The sequence below is a fragment of the Thioalkalivibrio sp. ALD1 genome (genome assembly GCF_000381245.1).
Lineage (GTDB): Bacteria > Pseudomonadota > Gammaproteobacteria > Ectothiorhodospirales > Ectothiorhodospiraceae > Thioalkalivibrio.
In genome coordinates, this window is record NZ_KB906241.1 from 584,356 (window position 1) to 602,550 (window position 18,195).

The 18,195-nt window shown below is 65.0% G+C and carries 18 protein-coding genes; 11 read left to right on the top strand and 7 right to left on the bottom strand.

What is annotated here, in order from left to right:
* Positions 1-28: 28 nt before the first annotated feature.
* Genes F623_RS0102745 through aroB form a run of 3 tightly spaced genes read right to left on the bottom strand, consistent with a single transcriptional unit; the run spans position 29 to position 4,186 of the window.
* Entirely contained in the window at positions 29-1,870 is a 1,842-nt protein-coding gene (locus tag F623_RS0102745; RefSeq protein WP_026278590.1) for an SPOR domain-containing protein, read from the bottom strand.
* A gap of 11 nt (positions 1,871-1,881) precedes the next feature.
* Complete coding sequence (locus F623_RS0102750) at positions 1,882-3,072, bottom strand: deoxyguanosinetriphosphate triphosphohydrolase (RefSeq protein ID WP_018860825.1); 1,191 nt, start codon at positions 3,070-3,072, stop codon at positions 1,882-1,884.
* A complete protein-coding gene (gene aroB, locus F623_RS0102755) occupies positions 3,062-4,186 on the bottom strand; it encodes a 3-dehydroquinate synthase (RefSeq protein WP_018860824.1) in 1,125 nt (374 codons plus the stop codon). The genes F623_RS0102750 and aroB overlap by 11 nt, the downstream gene beginning before the upstream one ends.
* 176 nt (positions 4,187-4,362) lie before the next feature.
* Between aroB and rpsU the strand changes: the two genes are divergently transcribed.
* The 4 genes from rpsU (at position 4,363) to hemE (ending at position 7,646) form a co-directional block, all read left to right on the top strand.
* Complete coding sequence (gene rpsU / locus F623_RS0102760) at positions 4,363-4,578, top strand: 30S ribosomal protein S21 (RefSeq protein ID WP_012981683.1); 216 nt, start codon at positions 4,363-4,365, stop codon at positions 4,576-4,578.
* 55 nt (positions 4,579-4,633) lie between these two features.
* Positions 4,634-5,077 carry a GatB/YqeY domain-containing protein gene (locus F623_RS0102765; protein ID WP_018860823.1) on the top strand — a complete coding sequence of 148 codons (444 nt, stop codon included), beginning with the start codon at positions 4,634-4,636 and terminating at the stop codon, positions 5,075-5,077.
* A gap of 98 nt (positions 5,078-5,175) precedes the next feature.
* Entirely contained in the window at positions 5,176-6,579 is a 1,404-nt protein-coding gene (locus F623_RS0102770) for an FAD-dependent oxidoreductase (RefSeq protein ID WP_018860822.1), read from the top strand.
* Positions 6,580-6,587: 8 nt separating this feature from the next.
* Complete coding sequence (gene hemE, locus F623_RS0102775; protein ID WP_018860821.1) at positions 6,588-7,646, top strand: uroporphyrinogen decarboxylase; 1,059 nt, start codon at positions 6,588-6,590, stop codon at positions 7,644-7,646.
* Positions 7,647-7,680: 34 nt separating this feature from the next.
* Here hemE and F623_RS0102780 read toward each other — a convergent pair whose 3' ends face one another.
* Both F623_RS0102780 and F623_RS0102785 read right to left on the bottom strand, forming a co-directional pair.
* Positions 7,681-8,307, bottom strand: a complete 627-nt coding sequence (locus F623_RS0102780) for a hypothetical protein (RefSeq protein WP_018860820.1) — start codon at positions 8,305-8,307, stop codon at positions 7,681-7,683.
* Complete coding sequence (locus F623_RS0102785) at positions 8,307-10,679, bottom strand: penicillin-binding protein 1A (protein ID WP_018860819.1); 2,373 nt, start codon at positions 10,677-10,679, stop codon at positions 8,307-8,309. The genes F623_RS0102780 and F623_RS0102785 overlap by 1 nt, the downstream gene beginning before the upstream one ends.
* A 143-nt stretch (positions 10,680-10,822) precedes the next feature.
* Between F623_RS0102785 and F623_RS0102790 the strand changes: the two genes are divergently transcribed.
* From F623_RS0102790 to F623_RS0102815, 6 genes are all read left to right on the top strand, one after another.
* Positions 10,823-11,890 carry a pilus assembly protein PilM gene (locus F623_RS0102790; RefSeq protein WP_018860818.1) on the top strand — a complete coding sequence of 356 codons (1,068 nt, stop codon included), beginning with the start codon at positions 10,823-10,825 and terminating at the stop codon, positions 11,888-11,890.
* The gene (locus tag F623_RS0102795; protein ID WP_018860817.1) at positions 11,887-12,450 is read left to right on the top strand and encodes a PilN domain-containing protein; all 564 of its coding nucleotides are present in this window, start codon (positions 11,887-11,889) and stop codon (positions 12,448-12,450) included. The genes F623_RS0102790 and F623_RS0102795 overlap by 4 nt, the downstream gene beginning before the upstream one ends.
* A complete protein-coding gene (locus F623_RS0102800) occupies positions 12,450-13,031 on the top strand; it encodes a type 4a pilus biogenesis protein PilO (RefSeq protein ID WP_018860816.1) in 582 nt (193 codons plus the stop codon). Before F623_RS0102795 ends, F623_RS0102800 begins: the two co-directional genes overlap by 1 nt.
* Positions 13,031-13,573 (top strand): pilus assembly protein PilP, encoded by a 543-nt coding sequence (locus tag F623_RS0102805; RefSeq protein ID WP_018860815.1) that lies wholly within the window; start codon positions 13,031-13,033, stop codon positions 13,571-13,573. Before F623_RS0102800 ends, F623_RS0102805 begins: the two co-directional genes overlap by 1 nt.
* A 31-nt stretch (positions 13,574-13,604) precedes the next feature.
* A complete protein-coding gene (gene pilQ, locus F623_RS0102810; protein WP_018860814.1) occupies positions 13,605-15,725 on the top strand; it encodes a type IV pilus secretin PilQ in 2,121 nt (706 codons plus the stop codon).
* An 80-nt stretch (positions 15,726-15,805) separates the two neighbouring features.
* The gene (locus tag F623_RS0102815; protein WP_018860813.1) at positions 15,806-16,348 is read left to right on the top strand and encodes a shikimate kinase; all 543 of its coding nucleotides are present in this window, start codon (positions 15,806-15,808) and stop codon (positions 16,346-16,348) included.
* Positions 16,349-16,362: 14 nt separating this feature from the next.
* On the opposite strand, the gene F623_RS0102820 is transcribed toward F623_RS0102815, so the two are convergent.
* Both F623_RS0102820 and F623_RS0102825 read right to left on the bottom strand, forming a co-directional pair.
* Positions 16,363-16,800, bottom strand: coding sequence for a nuclear transport factor 2 family protein (locus F623_RS0102820; RefSeq protein WP_018868088.1), 438 nt, complete (start codon positions 16,798-16,800; stop codon positions 16,363-16,365).
* Positions 16,800-17,210 (bottom strand): nuclear transport factor 2 family protein, encoded by a 411-nt coding sequence (locus F623_RS0102825; protein WP_018860811.1) that lies wholly within the window; start codon positions 17,208-17,210, stop codon positions 16,800-16,802. The genes F623_RS0102820 and F623_RS0102825 overlap by 1 nt, the downstream gene beginning before the upstream one ends.
* 116 nt (positions 17,211-17,326) lie before the next feature.
* Between F623_RS0102825 and F623_RS0102830 the strand changes: the two genes are divergently transcribed.
* On the top strand, positions 17,327-18,190 hold the full coding sequence (locus F623_RS0102830; RefSeq protein WP_026278588.1) for a carbohydrate kinase family protein: 864 nt from the start codon (positions 17,327-17,329) through the stop codon (positions 18,188-18,190).
* The last annotated feature ends 5 nt before the right edge of the window (positions 18,191-18,195 follow it).

Sequence of the window (18,195 nt, forward strand, 5' to 3'; positions counted from 1 at the left end):
GGGTTGGGCGGGTGCCGGGATGGCCTGCCTATTCGCGCGCCACGCCCTGGACCGAGCCGATGGAGCGGATCCAGGGGCCTTCGTTGCGTACTGCTTCGGGCAGGTCCGAGGCTGCGCCTTCGGCGGCGTCTCGATTGGCGAATGAGCCGGCCAGCACGACCACGAAGTCGCGATTATTTACGCGCGTGGGGATGTAGCGGATGCCACCCAGATTGTGGCGATCCGCATAGCTGCGGGCCGTGGACATGTCCGGTGCCGCGATCAGCTGGATGGTGAACGCATCGGAAGACTGGTTGCTCAGCCACTCCAGATCGCCGCGCAGGCGCTCGCCGTCACCATCCTCGTCGGCCAGGGCCTCGGTCGTCGTCTCTGGCTCTGGCTCTGGCTCTGGCTCTGGCTCGGGTTCCGGTTCGGGCTCGGGCTCGGGCTCTGGTTCGGGTTCTGGCTCCGGTTCTGGCTCCGGTTCTGGCTCCGGTGCGGGTTCGGTCGGTTCCGGCTCGGTGGCTGGCTCGGCCTCAATGCCGGCGATCGGGTCACCGCTTGGGCGTTCCTGGCCGGGCAGGGGATCGATGTCCGGGCTGGTCAATGTGTCGCCGGTATGCTCCAGAGGGTCGGGGACGACAAGATCGTCCTCCTCCTCGGATGCCGGGGGTCGGGTTTCGGGCAACGGGAGTTCGACGACCTCCTGCTCCGCCTCGGTTTCGCGGCTGTCCATCAGTTGCATGGCGACGGGTGCAGCGATACCAATCGCGACTGTGGCCGCGACCGCCGGCACGAACCAGCGCTGGTTCCAGAAGGGCGCGGCGTGTTTTTCTTGCGAGGGTTCTTCGAGTTCGTAATCGGGCTCTGGCCGCCATTCTGGCTCCTCACTGGCGCTTGTTTGCGTGAGGGCTTCGGCAGCCGGGGTGAATTCGTCCTCGTCGCGCTGGGCGCGTAGCACCGGTTCGACGTCGGTTCCGCGATCGGGCTCGGCATCGGAGTCCAGGGTGACACCCGCCGCCTCGGATGTCGTGGCCGCCGATTCGTCCTCGCGTTCGGCTTCGTCACCCAGCGCGATGCCGGAAGTAGCGGTGCCCGCTGCCGAGGATGCGGCAGCCGCGCCGGTGGCGTGGCGCTCGCTGCGGCAATGGCGTTCCAAGACCTGATTGGCCTCGCGGTTCAGGTTGCCGGGCAGGCCCTGGCTGGTGGTTTGCAGGTGGTGAATCGTGTCCTGGTCGAGCAGGCGTTCCGGGTCGTCGAGACCCGCTGCATGCAGTCTGTGACGCAGGTAGGCTGCCGTCTGTTCGAGGTTGAAGGCGCGCAGGTTGACACGCGTGACCTGATCCTCGTCGGACGGGTCCGGCAGGTACAGGCGCCGGCGGAGCAGGCCACTGGAGCCCACCAGCACTACGCGTGGCGCTCGCCCCTGCGATTCGAGCACCTCGCTGCGCATGCGCATCAGATTGTTCACGATGTCGGTACCCACCAGATGGGCATCGTCCATCGCGATGACCGGGTCCATGCCAATCGCAACGCGCTCGGCCAGCAGTTCGGTCAGGGGGCGGTCGGGGTCGTCTGCATTCTGTGAGCGCAGATAGCTGCGAATGGTGTGATCCACCGATTCGAACTGGGTATTGATGCGGGCGCGAAAGGCGATCAGCTCGAAGGGTTCGGGCAGCATGGCCAGCAGACGCATCAGTTGCAGGCTGCGTCCGGAGCCATTCTCGCCGGTCATGATCACGATGGCGCCTGGGGTATCAAGGGCAGCGCGCGCCGACTCGAGCAATCCGTCCAGCAACGGGTCGCTGTAGATGAAGTGTTCGTCGGGTGTTTCGTCGAACGGAGCCGTGTGCAGGCCGAGCTGTTTAAGACATTGGTCAGAGAGCGCCATGGGTTTGAGTCTCAGGTCAGCGTGCCCAGATCGAACAGGCGGTGGTGTTCACGGATGGCGTGGCGGTCGGTCATGCCCGCGATGTAGTCGGCAATTGCGCGCTGCGGCGCATTCGGGTCGGCCTCGGCGATCTGTTCGGCATGCCGCTGGAAGTGCTCGGGCATCAGCCGCGGCTCGGAGTCGAATGCGGCGAACAGTTCCTGAATCAGCTGGCGGGCCTTGTGCATCACCGCGTGGACCTGATGGTGGTGGTACAAGTTCTCGCGCAGGAAGACCTTCAGCTCGTGCGCCTGGTCGGCCATCTCCGGGCTGAAGCGGATCAGCGGCTGGCCGGCTTGGCGGACGTCGTCCGGGGTGTGGAGTTGATGGAGGTCGATTGCGGCCTGGCTGTTCTCGATCAGGTCGGATACCAGGGCGTCGATCATGCGGCGAACGGTCTCATGCTGAACCCGGCGTGGTTCGAGGTCCGGGTAGCGGGCGCGCACCGCCTCCAGGCATTCGCGGAACAGACGGACCTCCGTCAACTGGTCCATGCCGAGCAGCCCGGAGCGCAGGCCATCGTCGACATCGTGATTGTTGTAGGCGATCTCGTCGGCCACGTTGGCCAGCTGCGCCTCCAGCGAGGGCTGCTGCTTCTCGAGAAAGCGCACGCCAATCGCGCCCAGTTCTCGTGCGCGCTGCGGCGAGCAGTGCTTGAGGATGCCCTCGCGTGTCTCGAACGTCAGGTTGAGGCCGTCGAATTCCGCATAGTGGCGCTCCAGCAGGTCGACGATACGCAGCGACTGCAGGTTGTGCTCGAAGCCACCATACGCCTTCATGCAGTCGTTCAGGGCATGCTGGCCAGCATGGCCGAACGGGGTGTGGCCGAGGTCGTGCGCGAGGGCGATGGCCTCGACCAGGTCCTCGTTCAGGCGCAGCGCGCGCGCGATCGAGCGCCCGATCTGCGCGACCTCCAGCGAGTGGGTCAGGCGGTTGCGGAACAGGTCGCCTTCGTGGCTGATGAAGACCTGGGTTTTGTATTCCAGGCGGCGGAACGCGCTGGAGTGCACGATGCGGTCGCGATCACGCTGGAAGGCGCTGCGGTGGCGTGGTGGCGCTTCCGTGTGTTCCCGGCCGCGCGAGGCCGCAGGGTCGGCGGCGTAAGTCGCGAGCCCGGAGGCGCGGTCGACCCGGGGTGTGGTGGCCAGGGCCTCAGGCGACACGGGCGCCCTCGTGCAGGGTCGCGTCCAGTGCCGACACGTCGAACTGGTCGGTGATCTCGGCCTCGCCGATCCCCCGCAGCAACACCAGGCGAAGGCGGCCGCTGGCGACCTTCTTGTCGATCGCCATCAGCTCGCGGAAACGGTCGGCGGTCATGCGGTCCGGTGGATCCAGTGCCAGGCCGGCGCGCTGGATCAGGGCCTCGGCGCGTTCGCGCTCGGCCGGGCTCAACCAGCCCATGCGTTCCGACATGCGCGCGGCCATTGCCATGCCCGTGCCCACGGCCTCACCGTGCAGCCATTCGCCGTAGCCCATCCCGGCCTCGATCGCGTGGCCGAAGGTATGGCCCAGGTTCAGCAGGGCGCGGATGCCGCCTTCGCGTTCGTCGGCGGCGACGATCTCGGCCTTGCAGGCGCAGGAGCGGTGGATGGCCCGGGCCAGCGCCTCGGGTTCCAGGGCGCGCAGCTCGTCGATATGCGCCTCCAGCCAGGCGAAGAACTCGGCGTCGCGGATCAGGCCGTACTTGATGACCTCGGCGAGTCCGGCCTGCAGCTCGCGCTCGGGCAGTGTCTTCAGGGTGTCGGTGTCGACCAGCACCGCGCGCGGCTGATGGAAGGCCCCGATCATGTTCTTGCCCAGCGGGTGGTTGACCCCGGTCTTGCCGCCCACCGAGGAGTCGACCTGGGCCAGCAGGGTGGTCGGGACTTGCACAAAGTCGATCCCGCGCTGGTAGATCGCAGCGGCGAAGCCCGCGATATCGCCCACCACACCCCCGCCCAGTGCGACGATGCGGCTGCCCCGGTCGAACCGGGCCTCCAGCAGGCGGGTGATGATCGATTCCACTGTGGCCAGGGTCTTGTGGGCCTCGCCATCGGGCAGCTCGATCCAGAGGGGCTCGCCAGCGATCTCGCAGTGGTCGAGTGTTTCGCGCAGAGCCTCGCCGTACAGCGGGCCCACGGTGGTGTTGGTCACCACCGCCACGCGGCGGCCCTCGAGCGCCGGGCGGAGGGTGTCGGCGGCGGCGAGCTGGCCCGGTCCGATCCGGATAGGGTAACTGCGCTCGCCCAGCTCGACGTTCAGGTTTTGCATGCCGGGTGCGTTCATCAGGGGCATCATAGCGTGCGTGCTGCTGTGGGCGTAAGCGTGTGCGCGGTCAGGATGGGCATCGTTTCACGGACTTTTGCAAATGGCGCCGGTTGGATTACCATAGGGAGTTCTGCATGGCTGCCCGGAGTGTTTCGGGTGGCGTTTTTGTTTTGGTAGACGAATCAGCATTCGCATCCGGAGATTGTATGCCGCACGTACGAGTTCGCGAGAATGAGCCCTTCGAGGTTGCCCTGCGCCGTTTCAAGCGCACCTGTGAGAAGGCCGGTGTGGTCGCGGAAGTCCGCCGCCGCGAGTATTACGAAAAGCCGACCACCGAGCGCAAGCGCAAGGCCGCCGCAGCGGTGAAGCGCCAGCTGAAGAAGAATTCCCGCGACATGACCCGTCGGGTGCGTTTGTACTGAACGTCTTTACGTAGAATCGTCTGTCGGGCATCAGGCCCGGATCGAGGACCCTTTGATGTCGCTCAAGGCCCGTTTGCAGGATGACGTGAAGCAGGCCATGAGGGCCCGTGAGAAGGAGCGCCTTGGGGCGTTGCGTCTGATCCAGGCCGAGGTCTCGCAGTTCGAGGTCGACGAGCGGCGCGAGGCCGATGACGACACGGTGCTGGCGATCCTCAACCGGATGCTCAAACAGCGCCGCGACTCCATCGACCAGTACCGCAAGGGTGGTCGCGAGGACCTGGCCGAGCGCGAGGCCGCCGAGATCACGGTGATCGAGGCCTACATGCCCGAACCGCTGGGCGACGCCGAGCTGGAGCAGATGATCGGCGAGGCGATTGCCGAGACCGGCGCCGCCGGCGCCAGTGACATGGGCAAGGTGATGGGCGTGCTCAAGCCCCGAGTATTCGGCCGCGCGGACATGGGCGTCGTCAGTCAGAAGGTCCGTACCGCGCTGGCCTGACCGTTACGCGCTCAAGCGCGAAACGATCCATTCCTGAACGCATGAACGGTTGAACCCCGAGGCGTCATGCCGCCGGTTCCCGTCGGAGCGAGTGATCCATGGCTTTCAATCCGATGCAGTTCCTGGACCTGCCGCGCCAGGACCCTCAGAAGACCCCCGCCGAGATTCGTATCCACGAATTTGGCGAGATCATCGGTCAGTTCGATCCGGCGACCGCGGGGCAGCAGGCGGGCCGCTGTCTGGCCTGCGGCAATCCGTATTGCGAGTGGAAGTGCCCGGTGCACAACTTCATCCCGAACTGGCTGAAGCTGGTGGAAGAGGGCAACCTGTTCGCCGCCGCCGAGCTCTCGCACAAGACCAACTCCCTGCCCGAGGTCTGCGGCCGTGTCTGCCCGCAGGATCGCCTGTGCGAAGGTGCCTGCACGCTGAACGACGGTTTCGGCGCGGTCACCATCGGTTCGGTGGAGAAGTACATTACCGACGAGGCCCTGAAGGCCGGTTGGCGTCCGGATCTCTCTGACGTCACCCCGACCGACAAGCGCGTGGCCGTGATTGGCGCCGGTCCAGCTGGGTTGGGCTGTGCCGATATCCTGGCGCGTAACGGCGTGCAGGCGGTGGTGTATGACCGTCACCCGGAGATCGGCGGTCTGCTGACCTTCGGTATCCCGCCGTTCAAGCTCGAAAAGCACGTGATCCGCACCCGCCGCGAGATCCTCGAGGGCATGGGCGTTGAGTTCCGCCTGAGCACCGAGATCGGCCGCGATATCCAGATGGACGCCCTGCTGGAGGAATACGATGCCGTATTCCTGGGCATGGGGACGTACACCGCGATGCAGGGCGGCTTCCCTGGCGAGGATTTGCCGGGGGTGTATCCGGCCCTGCCGTTCCTGATTTCCAACATCCGTCAGGTGATGGGCTGGGAGCACGATGAAGATGGTTTCATCGACGTGGCCGGCCAGCGTGTGGTGGTCCTCGGCGGTGGCGACACCGCGATGGACTGCAACCGTACCTCGATCCGTCAGGGCGCGGCCTCGGTGACCTGCGCCTATCGCCGCGACGAGGAGAACATGCCGGGTTCGCGCAAGGAAGTCGTGCATGCGCGCGAGGAAGGTGTGCAGTTCGAGTTCAATGTTCAGCCGGTCGAGATCGTAGGCGATGGCAAGGTCGAGGGCGTCAAGGTGGTGCGCACCCAGATGGGCGCACCGGACGAGCGCGGCCGCCGCCGTCCGGAGCCAGTGCCGGGCTCCGAACACGTAATCCCGGCCGACCGCGTGCTCATTGCCTTTGGGTTCCGTCCGTCCCCGGCGGACTGGTTCGCCGAATTCAAGATCGGCGTGGACGAGGGCGGGCGTGTGCAGGCCGTTGGCTCACACGCCTTTCAGACCGGCAACCCGAAGGTCTTTGCCGGCGGCGACATGGTGCGCGGCTCGGACCTGGTCGTAACCGCTGTCTTCGAGGGCCGCGAGGCCGCCGAAGGCATCCTTGAATATCTCGGCGTTTGAGCCTTTCGATGTCCCAGACCCTGAAGAATGACCGCCTGCTGCGTGCGTTGCTGCGCGAGCCCGTGGACCGCCCGCCGATCTGGATCATGCGCCAGGCCGGACGCTACCTGCCGGAGTACCGCGAGACCCGCGCCCAGGCCGGTAGCTTCATGAGCCTGTGCCAGAATCCGGAGTTGGCCTGCGAAGTCACGATGCAGCCGCTGCGCCGATTCCCGCTGGATGCGGCGATCCTGTTCTCGGACATCCTGACCATCCCGGATGCGATGGGCCTGGGGCTTTATTTCGAGACCGGCGAGGGTCCGCGCTTTCGCGACCCGATCCGTTCGCTCGAGGCGATCGAGAACCTGCCGGTGCCCGATCCGGAGCAGGAACTGCGTTATGTGATGGACGCGGTGCGCCTGATCCGGCGCGAGCTGAATGGCGAAGTCCCGTTGATCGGCTTTGCCGGCAGCCCGTGGACGCTGGCCACCTATATGGTGGAGGGTCAGGGCTCGCGTGACTTCGCCGAAACCAAGCGGCTGATGTACGGCGAGCCGCAGGCGATGCATGCGCTGCTGCAGAAGGTCGCCAGCGCCGTTACTGAATACCTGAACGCGCAGATTCGCGCCGGGGCACAGGCCGTGATGGTCTTCGATACCTGGGGTGGGTCGCTCACGCCGCGCGGCTATCGCGAGTTCTCGCTGGCCTACATGCAGCGCATTGTCGATGGTCTGATCCGGGACCACGACGGCCGCCGCGTGCCGGTTACGCTGTTTACCAAGGGTGGCGATGCCTGGCTCGAGGCGCAGGCCGAGACCGGTGCCGATGCGCTGGGGCTGGACTGGACGATCGAGATTGGCGAGGCCAGCCGTCGCGTCGGGGACCGTGTGGCACTACAGGGGAACCTGGATCCGTCGGTGCTGTACGCGCCGGACGCAGTGGTGCGCGAGGAGGCCCTGCGGGTGCTGGACGGGTTCGACCGGGACACCGGTCACGTCTTTAACCTCGGGCACGGGATCCATCCGGGCATTGACCCGGACCGGGTTGCGACCCTGGTCGAGACGGTCACCTCCTACCGCCGCGATTGAGTCGGCGTCTCCTTAAGGCGCCGTCTCCCTGGCGTCAGGACGCGTCGGCCTGTGCTGCGTCGGTGTTTGCGGCGTCCAGCAGTCTGTCCACGTCCGCGCGACCCGCGCGGGCCATGGGCTTGCCGTCCACCGGCGACGGCGGCGCCTGGCGCAGTCCATCCAGCGGGAATACGGTCAGCTCGATGTCCGTGTCATTCGGCCCGCGAAAACTCAGAAACGGTACCCGCTGCTCGCGCCCTTGGCGGCTGCGGTAGCGGCGTTCACCTGTCTGGCAGCGGATGCCGCGTTCGCCCAGGTCGAGGATGACCTCCTCCACGGTTTCCGCAAACGCGTGTAGGTTGACCAGGGGCTGGCGCTCGACGATCCCGTCCAGCAGCGGACCGACCAGGCGCGGTTCCAGCTCCGCCAGCCGCTCCATTACGATCCGCGCCGCCTCCAGGCGCTCGCGGTAGGCCTGGCGGCTGGCGTCCGTTGCGAACAGCCGACTGCGTTCGATGGCGGCCGCCTGGATCTCGGCATTGCCCGGCATCTCGTGGCGGGCTTCGATACCCAGATGCTCCGCTGCCTTGCGCTTGGCCAGCGCGAAATCGCGAATTCCGTCGTCCAGCAGGATCCGCGCGGCCTCCTGTGCCAGTTCCTGGCGTATGCGGGAAGGATTCATCAGAACACCGATTCGGGTGGGCTCTGGCCGTTCTCCCCGCTGGGGCCTGAGGGTGCCTGGCCGCGTTCCGGTACCTGTTGCGGGATCAGCCACTGGATGTTGGCCCCCGGGGTCTCCTCGCTTGGTGCACGACGGCCGTCGGGCAGGATTGCAACCCGCTGCAGGTCATCCGGCCGCTCCACGGGACGCTCCGGTGCATCGGTCAGCACCGAGTCCATAAATCGTACCCAGAGCGGGAGCGCCGTGCGTCCACCGCTTTCGCGCCGGCCCAGCTCGCGGTTGTCGTCGAAACCGACCCAGGCGGTGGCCACAATATCGGCGTTGAATCCGGAGAACCAGGCATCGCGATAGCTGTTGGTGGTGCCGGTCTTGCCCGCCAGGTCCGAGCGCCCCAGCTGCTGCGCCTGACGCCCGGTACCGGCGGTGATTACATGCCCCAGCATGCTGCTCATCTGCCAGGCAGCCCCCGGATCCAGCACCTGGGCCGGGTCGGTGTACTGCAGTGGCCCCCCGCTGGCATTCAGGTACAGGTCCTGGCCGGGCGGGTTTTCGCAAGGCGACGGGCAGGCGCGTTCGGTCGGCGCTTGATAGAGGACCTCGCCGTCGCCGGTCTCGATGCGGGTGATGATCCACGGGCTGTGCAGCTTGCCGCCGGAGGCGAACACGCCATAGGCATTGTTTAGCTGCAGGGGCGTAACTGCCCCGGTACCGAGCACCATCGACAGGTTACTCGGGTGTTTGTCCGGGTCCAGACCAAAGCGTGGCAATTGTTCATGCACGCGCTGCGGGCCCAGGCTGTTGAGCAGGCGGATCGACGCGAGGTTGCGCGACTGGGCCAGGGCATCGCGCATACTCATCTCGCCCTGGAACTGGCGGGAATAGTTCTGCGGGCGCCACTCGGCCCCCAGCGCGGGATCGTCGAAGACCATTGGTGCGTCCACCAGCATCCCTTCCGGGCGATAGCCTTCCTGTAGCGCCAGCGCGTACACCAGCGGCTTGAATGCGGAGCCCGGCTGGCGCTGCGCCTGGGTGCTCCGGTCGTACCGGTTCTCGAAGAAGTCGAATCCCCCGGCCAGGGCAACAATGGCCCCGTCCTTGGGCGACTGGGCGATGACTGCGCCCGTCACTTCCGGTTTTTGCGCCAGACGCCAGCGTCCATCGGTGTAGGGTCGGACGCGGATCACGTCACCCCGTTCGAACTCGGGGTTGCGTGCCCACTGCTGGTCGCGGGGTTCGACCACGAGTTCACCGATCTTGCCGCCGTCCACCTGCAGCGTGCCGTCTTCCTCGCGTTCCATCACAACCACGGGAAACAGCAGGCGCCCATGAACGCCCTGTGCCTTCAGGGCGCGCATGCGCGATTCGGCGTCGGCCATGGTTTCGTCGCTCAGTTGATCCTCGGGTCCGCGATAACCGTGGCGCTCGTCGTATTCCAGCAGGCCCTCGCGCAAGGCCTGGTTGGCCGCTTCCTGGTAACGGGAGTCGATGGATGTATGGACCTGCAGGCCGCGTCGATAGGCATCCTCGCCCCAGAGGTTGAAGACGATCTGGCGGGCCGCCTCTGCCACCCAGTGGGCATCGACCTCGGTCGCGGCCACGTGCCGTTCGGATGATACCGGTCGGGCGATGGCCTCCTCGTATTCCGACTCGCTGATCGCGCCGGTATCGAACATGCGACGCAATACGTAATTGCGGCGAATCTCGGCACGCTGGGCGCTGGCGACGGGGTTGGTTGTGGAGGGGGCCTTGGGCAGCGCTGCCAGGACGGCGATCTCGTCCAGTTCCAGCTCGTCGACCGAGCGGTCAAAGTAGACCCGTGCCGCGGCCTCGATCCCGTAGGCGCGCTGGCCCAGATAGATCTTGTTCAGGTACAGCTCCAGGATCTCGTCCTTGGTCATTTCCTGTTCCATGCGAATGGCCAGGAAGATCTCGCGCAGTTTGCGCTCGTAGGTGCGGTCGCGTGTCAGAAAGACGTTGCGCGCCAGCTGCATGGTGATGGTGGACCCACCCTGGCTGCGATCGCCGCGCGTGGAAATCTCATTGATGGCCGCCCTTGCCAGGCCGACGATGTCGACCCCGGGGTGATCGTAGAACCGTTCGTCCTCGGCCGCGATAAAGGCCTGGCGCACTTGCTCGGGGATTTCTTCAATGGGCAGGGGGATACGCCGCTCTTCGGCGAATTCGCCCATCAGCAGGCCATCCGCGGTGCGGACCTGTAGCGGAGTTTGCAGGCGAACGTCGCGCACAGCCTCCGCCTCGGGGAGGGTGGGGGCGTAGTGCACGTAAAGGGCCGCAATGGCCGCGGATACGCCGATTCCGGCCGCCAGGACCAGGGCCAGCAACGCCGCAAAAATCTTGAGAATCGGCTTCATGACTGTAAAAAAAGTGGGGCCAAGTTAAGAATCAGCTTTCAAAGCAACTTGCAACCCGGATTTCGGAGTGTATATTGTGAACGAGCTAGCATACTTGATTGTAACGCTACCAGTTACTTTCATTGGGGTATACAGGGGGATGTGTGCTGAGTCTCGGAAAGGGCAAGCAGGGACTGCTGGGCGTGGATGTCAGTTCGGCCGCCGTAAAGGTGCTGGAGCTGGCCCGCCAAGGTAAGGGTTACCGGGTCGAAGCCTTTGCGGTGGAACCGCTGCCGGATGGTGTGATGGTGGACAAGGTCTGCCAGGACACCGAGGCGGTGGGGAATGCGCTTGCCCGTGCGGTGAAGCGTTCCGGCACCCGGCTCAAACAGTGTGCGATGGCCGTCCCGTCCTCGGCTGTCATTACCAAGACCATCCAGATGTCCTCCACCCTCAGCGACAGCGAGCTCGAGGGCCAGGTGTTCGTCGAGGCCGATCAGTACATTCCCTACACCCTGGAAGAGGTCAACCTCGATTTCCAGGTTCTTGGCAAGAACGAAAAGAACCCTCAGTTGGTTGACGTCCTGGTTGTCGCCTCGCGGCGCGAGAACGTCGAATCGCGAGTGGCGATCGCCGAATCCGCCAAGTTGACCCCCGAACTGGTGGATGTCGAGGCCTACTCGATCGAGCATGCCTCCTCACGCCTGGTCGAGCAGATCCCCGACCGCCAGAACAAGCCCATCGTCGCCATCGTCGATGTCGGCTCCTCGGTGACGGCGGTCTATGTGGTCAGCCAGACCGAGGGCGTAATCTATACCCGCGAGCAGAATTTTGGCGGGCGCATGCTCACCGAAGAGATCATGCGTCGCTACAGCATGAACTATCAGGAGGCGGGCTCCGCCAAAATGAGCGGCGACCTTCCGGCCGATTACGTCAGCAATATCCTCGAGCCGTTCAAGCAGACGATGATGGACCAGATCCAGCGGCTGCTGCAGTACTTCTACGTCACCCGCCCGCAGGATTCGATCGACCATATCCTGCTCGGTGGCGGCTGTGCGGCGATTGCGGGTGTCGACGAAATGCTCGAGGAAAGTTCCGGAACCCCGGTTTCCATTGCCAACCCGTTTCGCGGCATGGCGCTTTCCCGCCGTGTCAATCAGCAGCGCTTCGCCAATGATGCCCCCGCGTTGCTGACCGCCTGTGGTCTGTCCATCAGGGGGTACGCCGGATGATCTACATCAACCTCCTCCCCTGGCGCGAGAAGGCCCGTGAGCAGCGGCGCAAGCAATTCTTCGGCGCGCTGGGTGGCGCGCTCGTGGTGGGCGTGCTGCTGGCGTTCACCGGGCATACCTTCATGAATGCGCTGATCGACCACCAGCAGTCGCGCAACCAGATGCTGGAGCGCGAAATCCGCGAGCTGGATCGCAAGATTGCCCGCATCCGCGACCTGGACGAGCAGCGCCAGGCCCTGATCGCGCGGATGGAGGTCATCCAGACCCTGCAGGCGCGCCGCCCGGAGGCGGTGCATCTGTTCGATCAGTTGGTGGAGACGTTGCCGGACGGCACCTATCTCAACGAGGTGCGCCAGGAAGGCGAGCGCATCCGCCTGACGGGTCGTTCCGAGTCCAATACCCGGATCTCGGCCTTGATGCGCCGCATCGATGCCTCGCCATGGTTGTCCGACTCGAACTTGCAGATCATCGAGACGCGCGAAGAAGGGCGCCTCCAGGTGCGTGATTTCCGCCTGGACGCCAACCAGACGCGGCCGTCGGATATCGAGGAGGATTCCTGATGAACATCAAGGAACTCAACGAGATCGACTTCAACAATATCGGCGAGGCATCCTGGGCCGTAAAGGCCCTGATCCTGGTCGTCATCGTTCTGGTCATCCTGGGGCTGTCCTATTACTTCTTTATCGGCGATCAGCGCACCGATCTGGAACGCGCCGAGAATCGCGAAGAGCAACTGCGCGCCGAATTCGAGGACAAGCAGCAGCGAGCCGCGAATCTCGGGGCCTACGAGGAACAACTCGAAGAGATGGAGCGTATGTTCGCCTCGCTGCTGGAGTTGCTGCCCAGTTCTGCAGAAATTCCCAGTCTCCTGGTGGATATCTCGCAGACGGGTCTGCAGGCCGGGCTCGAGATCGAACTGTTCGAACCGCGCGGGGAGAACCGCCGGGACTTCTATGCCGAGGTGCCGATCCGTTTGCGGGTGCGGGGCGACTACGAGGAGCTGGCCGAATTCGTCAGTGGTACCTCCGCGCTTCCGCGGGTGGTGACCATGCACGATATGCACATTCGTCGGGGCAACTCGGATAACGACCTGTTGATGGATGCCACTGCGCGCACCTATCGCTACCTGGAGGATCACTGATGCGGACTCCTGCACAGCGATCCCTGACGGCGGCCCTCGCGCTCGGCCTGATGGCTACATTGGGGTTGTCGGGGTGTGCCCAGGACAAGAGTGACCTGGAGCGCTACATCGCGGAAATCAACGAGCGCCCGGGTAGTGGCATCGATCCGATTCCGACGCTGGAGCCGCACGAGCCCTATCTGTACCCGGGGCACACCCGCTCGCCGTTCGATTCCACCGTGATCGCGCAGCCCAGCCTGGCGGTAGCCGAGGGCGAGCCCGGCGATGCCGAGATCGACCCCGATCGCCCACGCGAATTCCTCGAAAGTTTCCCGCTGGATTCCCTGCGGATGGTGGGATCGCTGGAGCAGGACGAGGTGCGTTATGCCCTGGTCCGTACCCCCGATCGGGGTATTCAGCGCGTGACAGTGGGCAATTACATGGGCGAAAACCACGGCCGTATCGTCGAGATCACTGCCACCCGGGTGAAGCTGGTCGAGGTGGTCCCGGATGCCTTCGGCGGGTACGTGGAACGCGAAAACTCCGTGGCGCTGGCCGACTAGCGGTCGGGGGAGCAGAACAATGATGAACCGAATGGGCCGCAATACCGGCAACAACTACAGGGGACTACACATGGGTTCTTCCATGCGCGCGCTGGCGGGCACCGTGATGGCGATCGTGCTTTTCATGGTTTCGCAGGGGGTGGCGGCGACCGAACTGGAAGAGATTCGGGCGGCCAGCATCAGTGGTGATCGCGTGCAGGTGAATCTGCGTTTCTCCGGGACACCACCCGAAGATGTTCGGGCCTTCGCCATTGACTCCCCGCCACGCATTGCGCTGGATCTTCCGAACGCCGGGAACGCGCTGCGCAGCCGCGAAACGGATCTCAATGTGGGGCCGCTGTTGACCGCTACGGCAGTCGAATCGGGCGATCGCACGCGGGTGGTGCTGAACCTGACTCAGCCCTCCGAATATCAGACCCGGGTGGAGGGCAACAACCTGATCCTGACGCTCGGGCGCGGGGTTTCCGAGGCCGACAGCGATGTGCAGCAGGTGGTTGACCGGGCCGGCGAGCCCTCCGAGCGGGCGACGCGCAGTGCGCGCCCGGTCGAGATTACCGGCATCGATTTTCGTCGCGGTTCCGAGGGCGAAGGCCGAGTCGAGATCGACCTGTCGCGTTCCGGTGCCGAGGTCAATGTGCGCGAACAGGCAGGCAAGGTTGAGCTGACCTTCCCGCGCGCCCGGGTGGACGAATCCCTGGAGCGCCGGCTGGACGTGCTCGATTTCGCCACACCGGTTCGCACCATCGATACCGTCGCCGAGCGTGAGCGTGTGCGTATGGAAGTGGGCGCGCATGGTGAATACGAGGTTCTGTCCTACCAGAGCGATCGCCGCTTTGTGCTCGAGGTGGCACCGATTACCGAGGCGGAACGCGAGGCACGCCGCCGGGAGGAAGAACAGTTCGAGGGCGAGCGTCTGTCGCTGAACTTCCAGGACATCGAGGTGCGCTCGGTCCTGCAGTTGCTGGCCGACTTTACCGATCTCAACATCGTGGTCAGCGACACCGTGGGGGGTAATATCACCCTGCGCCTGAACAACGTGCCCTGGGATCAGGCGCTGGACATCATCCTGCGCTCGCGTGGGCTGGACAAGCGCATGGACGGTAACGTGCTCTATGTGGCCCCGAGCGAGGAAATCGCGGCACGCGAGCGTCTGGAGCTGGAGGCGCAGCGCGACCGCCAGGAACTGGAGCCGCTGCGCACCGAGTTCGTTCAGATCAACTTCGCCCAGGCCGAGCAGATCGCATCGCTGATTCGTGGCGACGAGACCGGCCAGTTCCTGTCCGATCGCGGCAGCATCACCATCGATAGCCGTACCAACACCCTGCTGGTGCAGGACACCCAGACCCGTATCGAGGATGTACGCCGTCTGGTGCAGACGCTCGATGTGCCCGTGCAGCAGGTGCTGATCGAGACCCGCATCGTTATTGCGGAGGACACCTTCAACCGCGAGTTGGGTGCACGCTTCGGCATCTCCGGAACGCGGGGGGATCGCCGTACTCGAGTCGGTGGCGCGGGTTCCATCGAGGGCGCGGATGCGGCCCGGGATGCTTCTACCGCCGGTTTGGGGGGTATCGCGATCGGTGACCGCCTGAACAGCTCGCTGCCGGCTAGTGGCGATGCAGGGCGAGCCGGGATTAGTCTCCTGCGCAGCGGTGTACTGCTTGATCTCGAACTTTCGGCCCTGCAGGTCGAGGGTCGTGGTGAGATCATCTCCAGTCCGCGTGTAATCACGGCCAATGGTCAGACGGCGACTATCAAGCAGGGTGAAGAGATCCCGTTCCAGGAGGCCACTGCCTCCGGTGCGACCTCCACCCAGTTCATCGAGGCGGTGCTGTCCACCGAGGTGACCCCGCAGATCACGCCGAACGGCAATGTGATCCTCGACATCAAGGTGACGAAGGACGAGCCAAGCCAGCGCGTGATCCTGGGCGTGCCAGGGATCAACAAACGCGAGGTAGAGACCCAGGTCTTTGTCGGCAACGGCGAGACGGTGGTGCTGGGCGGCGTGTACGAGATCGACAGCCGCACCAACCTCGAGAAGGTCCCGTTCTTCGGGGACATCCCGTTCCTGGGGAATCTCTTCCGCAACCGTTCCACGGAGAATACCAAGGCCGAGCTGCTGATCTTCGTGACGCCGCGCGTCCTTGACTGACACCTGGATGCACGACGGTCGAAAAGCCGGGGCCTGTCCCCGGCTTTTCTTTGTCCAGCGAGGCCAGTAGCCTTGCCGCCATGCAGAACATTGTCCTGGTAGGGCCCATGGGGGCCGGCAAAAGCACGATTGGGCGCGGGCTGGCGGGGCTGCTGCGGCGCCCGTTCTTCGACACCGATCAGGAGATCCAGCGGCGTACCGGCGTGGATATCCCCACGATCTTCGAGTTCGAGGGCGAGGCGGGTTTTCGCAAGCGCGAGTCGGCGATGCTGCAATCGCTGCTGGAGCGCGATGGAGTGGTCATCGCCACGGGCGGCGGGATCGTCGAGCGCCCGGAGAACCGCGATCTCTTGAGTCAGCACTTCGTGATCTACCTGCGCGTCCCGGTGGACGAGCAGTTCCGGCGCACGCGCCGCAATCGCAAACGCCCCCTGCTGAACGAGGTGGCAGACCCACGGGCCAAGCTTCAGGAGCTGTTCGAGCGCCGTGATCCGCTGTATCAGGAGGTCTCGAGCATGACGCTGGAGGGGCGCGGACGACGGGTGCGCGATGCCGTTCGCGGGGTTTGTGACGCCCTCCAGGTCCAGCGCCCCGACTTGTGTCAGCCGCGTTCGGGGGGCTGAACACGGCTTCGAAGTCAGTGCCGAGTGGATCCGCCCCCGTCCGGCACGAACATTCCTTCCTGTGAAGGGGGTGCGCGCCGGCCGTGCGAGGCATGGTGGAATTGCAGCCGCCAGCCGTCGTCACTACGGCGCCAGGTCTGGCTGATGAGGATGGTCCCGGTGGCGGCAACATCCCCGGGGCGGGTAATGGCCTCCTCGATCACGAGACTCAGGCTCTCGGCGGTTTCCTGGCGCCCGACGATGCGCGGCTCGATCCCGATATTCAGCTCGCGTGCGAATACCAGCAGCCAGCTCTCCATTACCTCGGAAACCCCGCGATGCGCTCGCGGGCTGCCCGGGTGCACGCAGACGATATCCGGGCGTTCTGCCCACAAGCGCATCATTCGTTCGATGTCCGCGGCGCGAAAGGCCTCATAGTAGGCCGCCAGGCATTCGTCACTCGGGCTGCCCATCAGTGCATCCGCCCCGTATCCCAGGCCGGTGGCGGATCCGGGTCCGGGCTGGCGTGATGCAGGAACATTCGCCAGCCATCTCCATCCAGACGATAGCCATTGGTTGCCAGCATCACGCCGCGGCGTTCGCCTCCGACGTAGAGATTTTCGCGCAGGGCGTGGATTACCAGGTCCTGTCCGGGGGTCACGTTCAACTCGGTGCGATGGACCACCACGCCACGCATGTTGGGCAGGATGTCATCCCAGCTCTCGAGGATGATGTCGGTGCCCAGCAGCCGCTCGCCGCCAGGGTGAATGCAGATGCATTCCGGACTGTCCAGCCAGATCTCGCGCATTGCGTTGGAGTCGCCAGCCTGAAAGGCCTCGTAGAATGCCGCCTCGGCGGTTTCCGGGGAGGGGAAGGTTGCCATGCCGCTCGCTGTCATCGGGTGAGCCCGCATTGTCGCAGCCTGTCATCGGGATGTCGCGGATGACGCTGGCGATCGCACCGCGCACAATACGCATCGGTGGAATGACGAGTACAACGATGGCGCGCATCCTGGCAACAGGCATTGTCACCCTGGATCATACTCTGGATGTTGAACAGTATCCGTGCGAGGACGACGAGATCCGTGCATTGGCCAGTACTTCGCAGCCGGGAGGGAACGCCACGAACACCGCCCGTATTCTCGCGCAGTTCGGGCATCGCGTAGCGCTGGCGGCGGTCCTCGCGGAGGATGAGTCTGGTGACCGGCTGCGCGAGCGGCTCGTCAAAAGCGGCATCGACATTGACGCCTGCGCGCGGCACCCAGGCGTGACCCCGACATCCCACATCCTGCGTTCGCGCGCCTCGGGCAGTCGCACCATCGTGCATCATCGCGATCTGCCTGAACTGAGCGCGGCAGATCTGCAGTCGATTGCCTGGGAGGAGTACGACTGGCTGCATTTCGAGGGCCGCAGTCCGGAGACCCTACGAGCGGTCCTGCCGCAGGTCCGCGAGGCCATCACCGATCAGCCGATCTCACTGGAGTTGGAAAAGCGGCGCCCAGGGCTGGAGGCGTGTCTGGAGTGGGCCGATGTCCTCATGCTGTCGCGGGACTGGGCGGAGGGGATTGCCGCCCGCCCTGAAGAGGCCGCGGCCGAACTGGCCCGCCGTTACCCAGGCCGCATCGTGACCGTGACGGCCGGAGCCGAGGGTGCCTGGCTCGTTCAGGATGATCAGCGAGTGTACTGCGCGCCCACGCCGGGTCTGCACGTCGTCGACAGCGTGGGGGCGGGCGATACCTTCAATGCCGGCCTGATTGATGCGCTGGCCTCCGGCGAGCCGCCCGAGCAGGCTCTGGTGTCCGCCGTACGCCTGGCGGAACGCAAACTCCAGCAAACGGGGTTCGAAGGGCTGACAAAACGCTGACTCGG

Excerpts from the sequence above, each read along its gene's own strand:
- F623_RS0102745 (WP_026278590.1), bottom strand. The coding sequence starts at position 1,870 with ATGGCGCTCTCTGACCAATGTCTTAAACAGCTCGGCCTGCACACGGCT.
- aroB (WP_018860824.1), bottom strand. The coding sequence starts at position 4,186 with ATGATGCCCCTGATGAACGCACCCGGCATGCAAAACCTGAACGTCGAG.
- rpsU (WP_012981683.1), top strand. The coding sequence starts at position 4,363 with ATGCCGCACGTACGAGTTCGCGAGAATGAGCCCTTCGAGGTTGCCCTG.
- F623_RS0102765 (WP_018860823.1), top strand. The coding sequence starts at position 4,634 with ATGTCGCTCAAGGCCCGTTTGCAGGATGACGTGAAGCAGGCCATGAGG.
- F623_RS0102770 (WP_018860822.1), top strand. The coding sequence starts at position 5,176 with ATGGCTTTCAATCCGATGCAGTTCCTGGACCTGCCGCGCCAGGACCCT.
- hemE (WP_018860821.1), top strand. The coding sequence starts at position 6,588 with ATGTCCCAGACCCTGAAGAATGACCGCCTGCTGCGTGCGTTGCTGCGC.
- F623_RS0102780 (WP_018860820.1), bottom strand. The coding sequence starts at position 8,307 with ATGAATCCTTCCCGCATACGCCAGGAACTGGCACAGGAGGCCGCGCGG.
- F623_RS0102785 (WP_018860819.1), bottom strand. The coding sequence starts at position 10,679 with ATGAAGCCGATTCTCAAGATTTTTGCGGCGTTGCTGGCCCTGGTCCTG.
- F623_RS0102795 (WP_018860817.1), top strand. The coding sequence starts at position 11,887 with ATGATCTACATCAACCTCCTCCCCTGGCGCGAGAAGGCCCGTGAGCAG.
- F623_RS0102800 (WP_018860816.1), top strand. The coding sequence starts at position 12,450 with ATGAACATCAAGGAACTCAACGAGATCGACTTCAACAATATCGGCGAG.
- F623_RS0102805 (WP_018860815.1), top strand. The coding sequence starts at position 13,031 with ATGCGGACTCCTGCACAGCGATCCCTGACGGCGGCCCTCGCGCTCGGC.
- pilQ (WP_018860814.1), top strand. The coding sequence starts at position 13,605 with ATGGGCCGCAATACCGGCAACAACTACAGGGGACTACACATGGGTTCT.
- F623_RS0102815 (WP_018860813.1), top strand. The coding sequence starts at position 15,806 with ATGCAGAACATTGTCCTGGTAGGGCCCATGGGGGCCGGCAAAAGCACG.
- F623_RS0102820 (WP_018868088.1), bottom strand. The coding sequence starts at position 16,800 with ATGGGCAGCCCGAGTGACGAATGCCTGGCGGCCTACTATGAGGCCTTT.
- F623_RS0102825 (WP_018860811.1), bottom strand. The coding sequence starts at position 17,210 with ATGGCAACCTTCCCCTCCCCGGAAACCGCCGAGGCGGCATTCTACGAG.
- F623_RS0102830 (WP_026278588.1), top strand. The coding sequence starts at position 17,327 with ATGGCGCGCATCCTGGCAACAGGCATTGTCACCCTGGATCATACTCTG.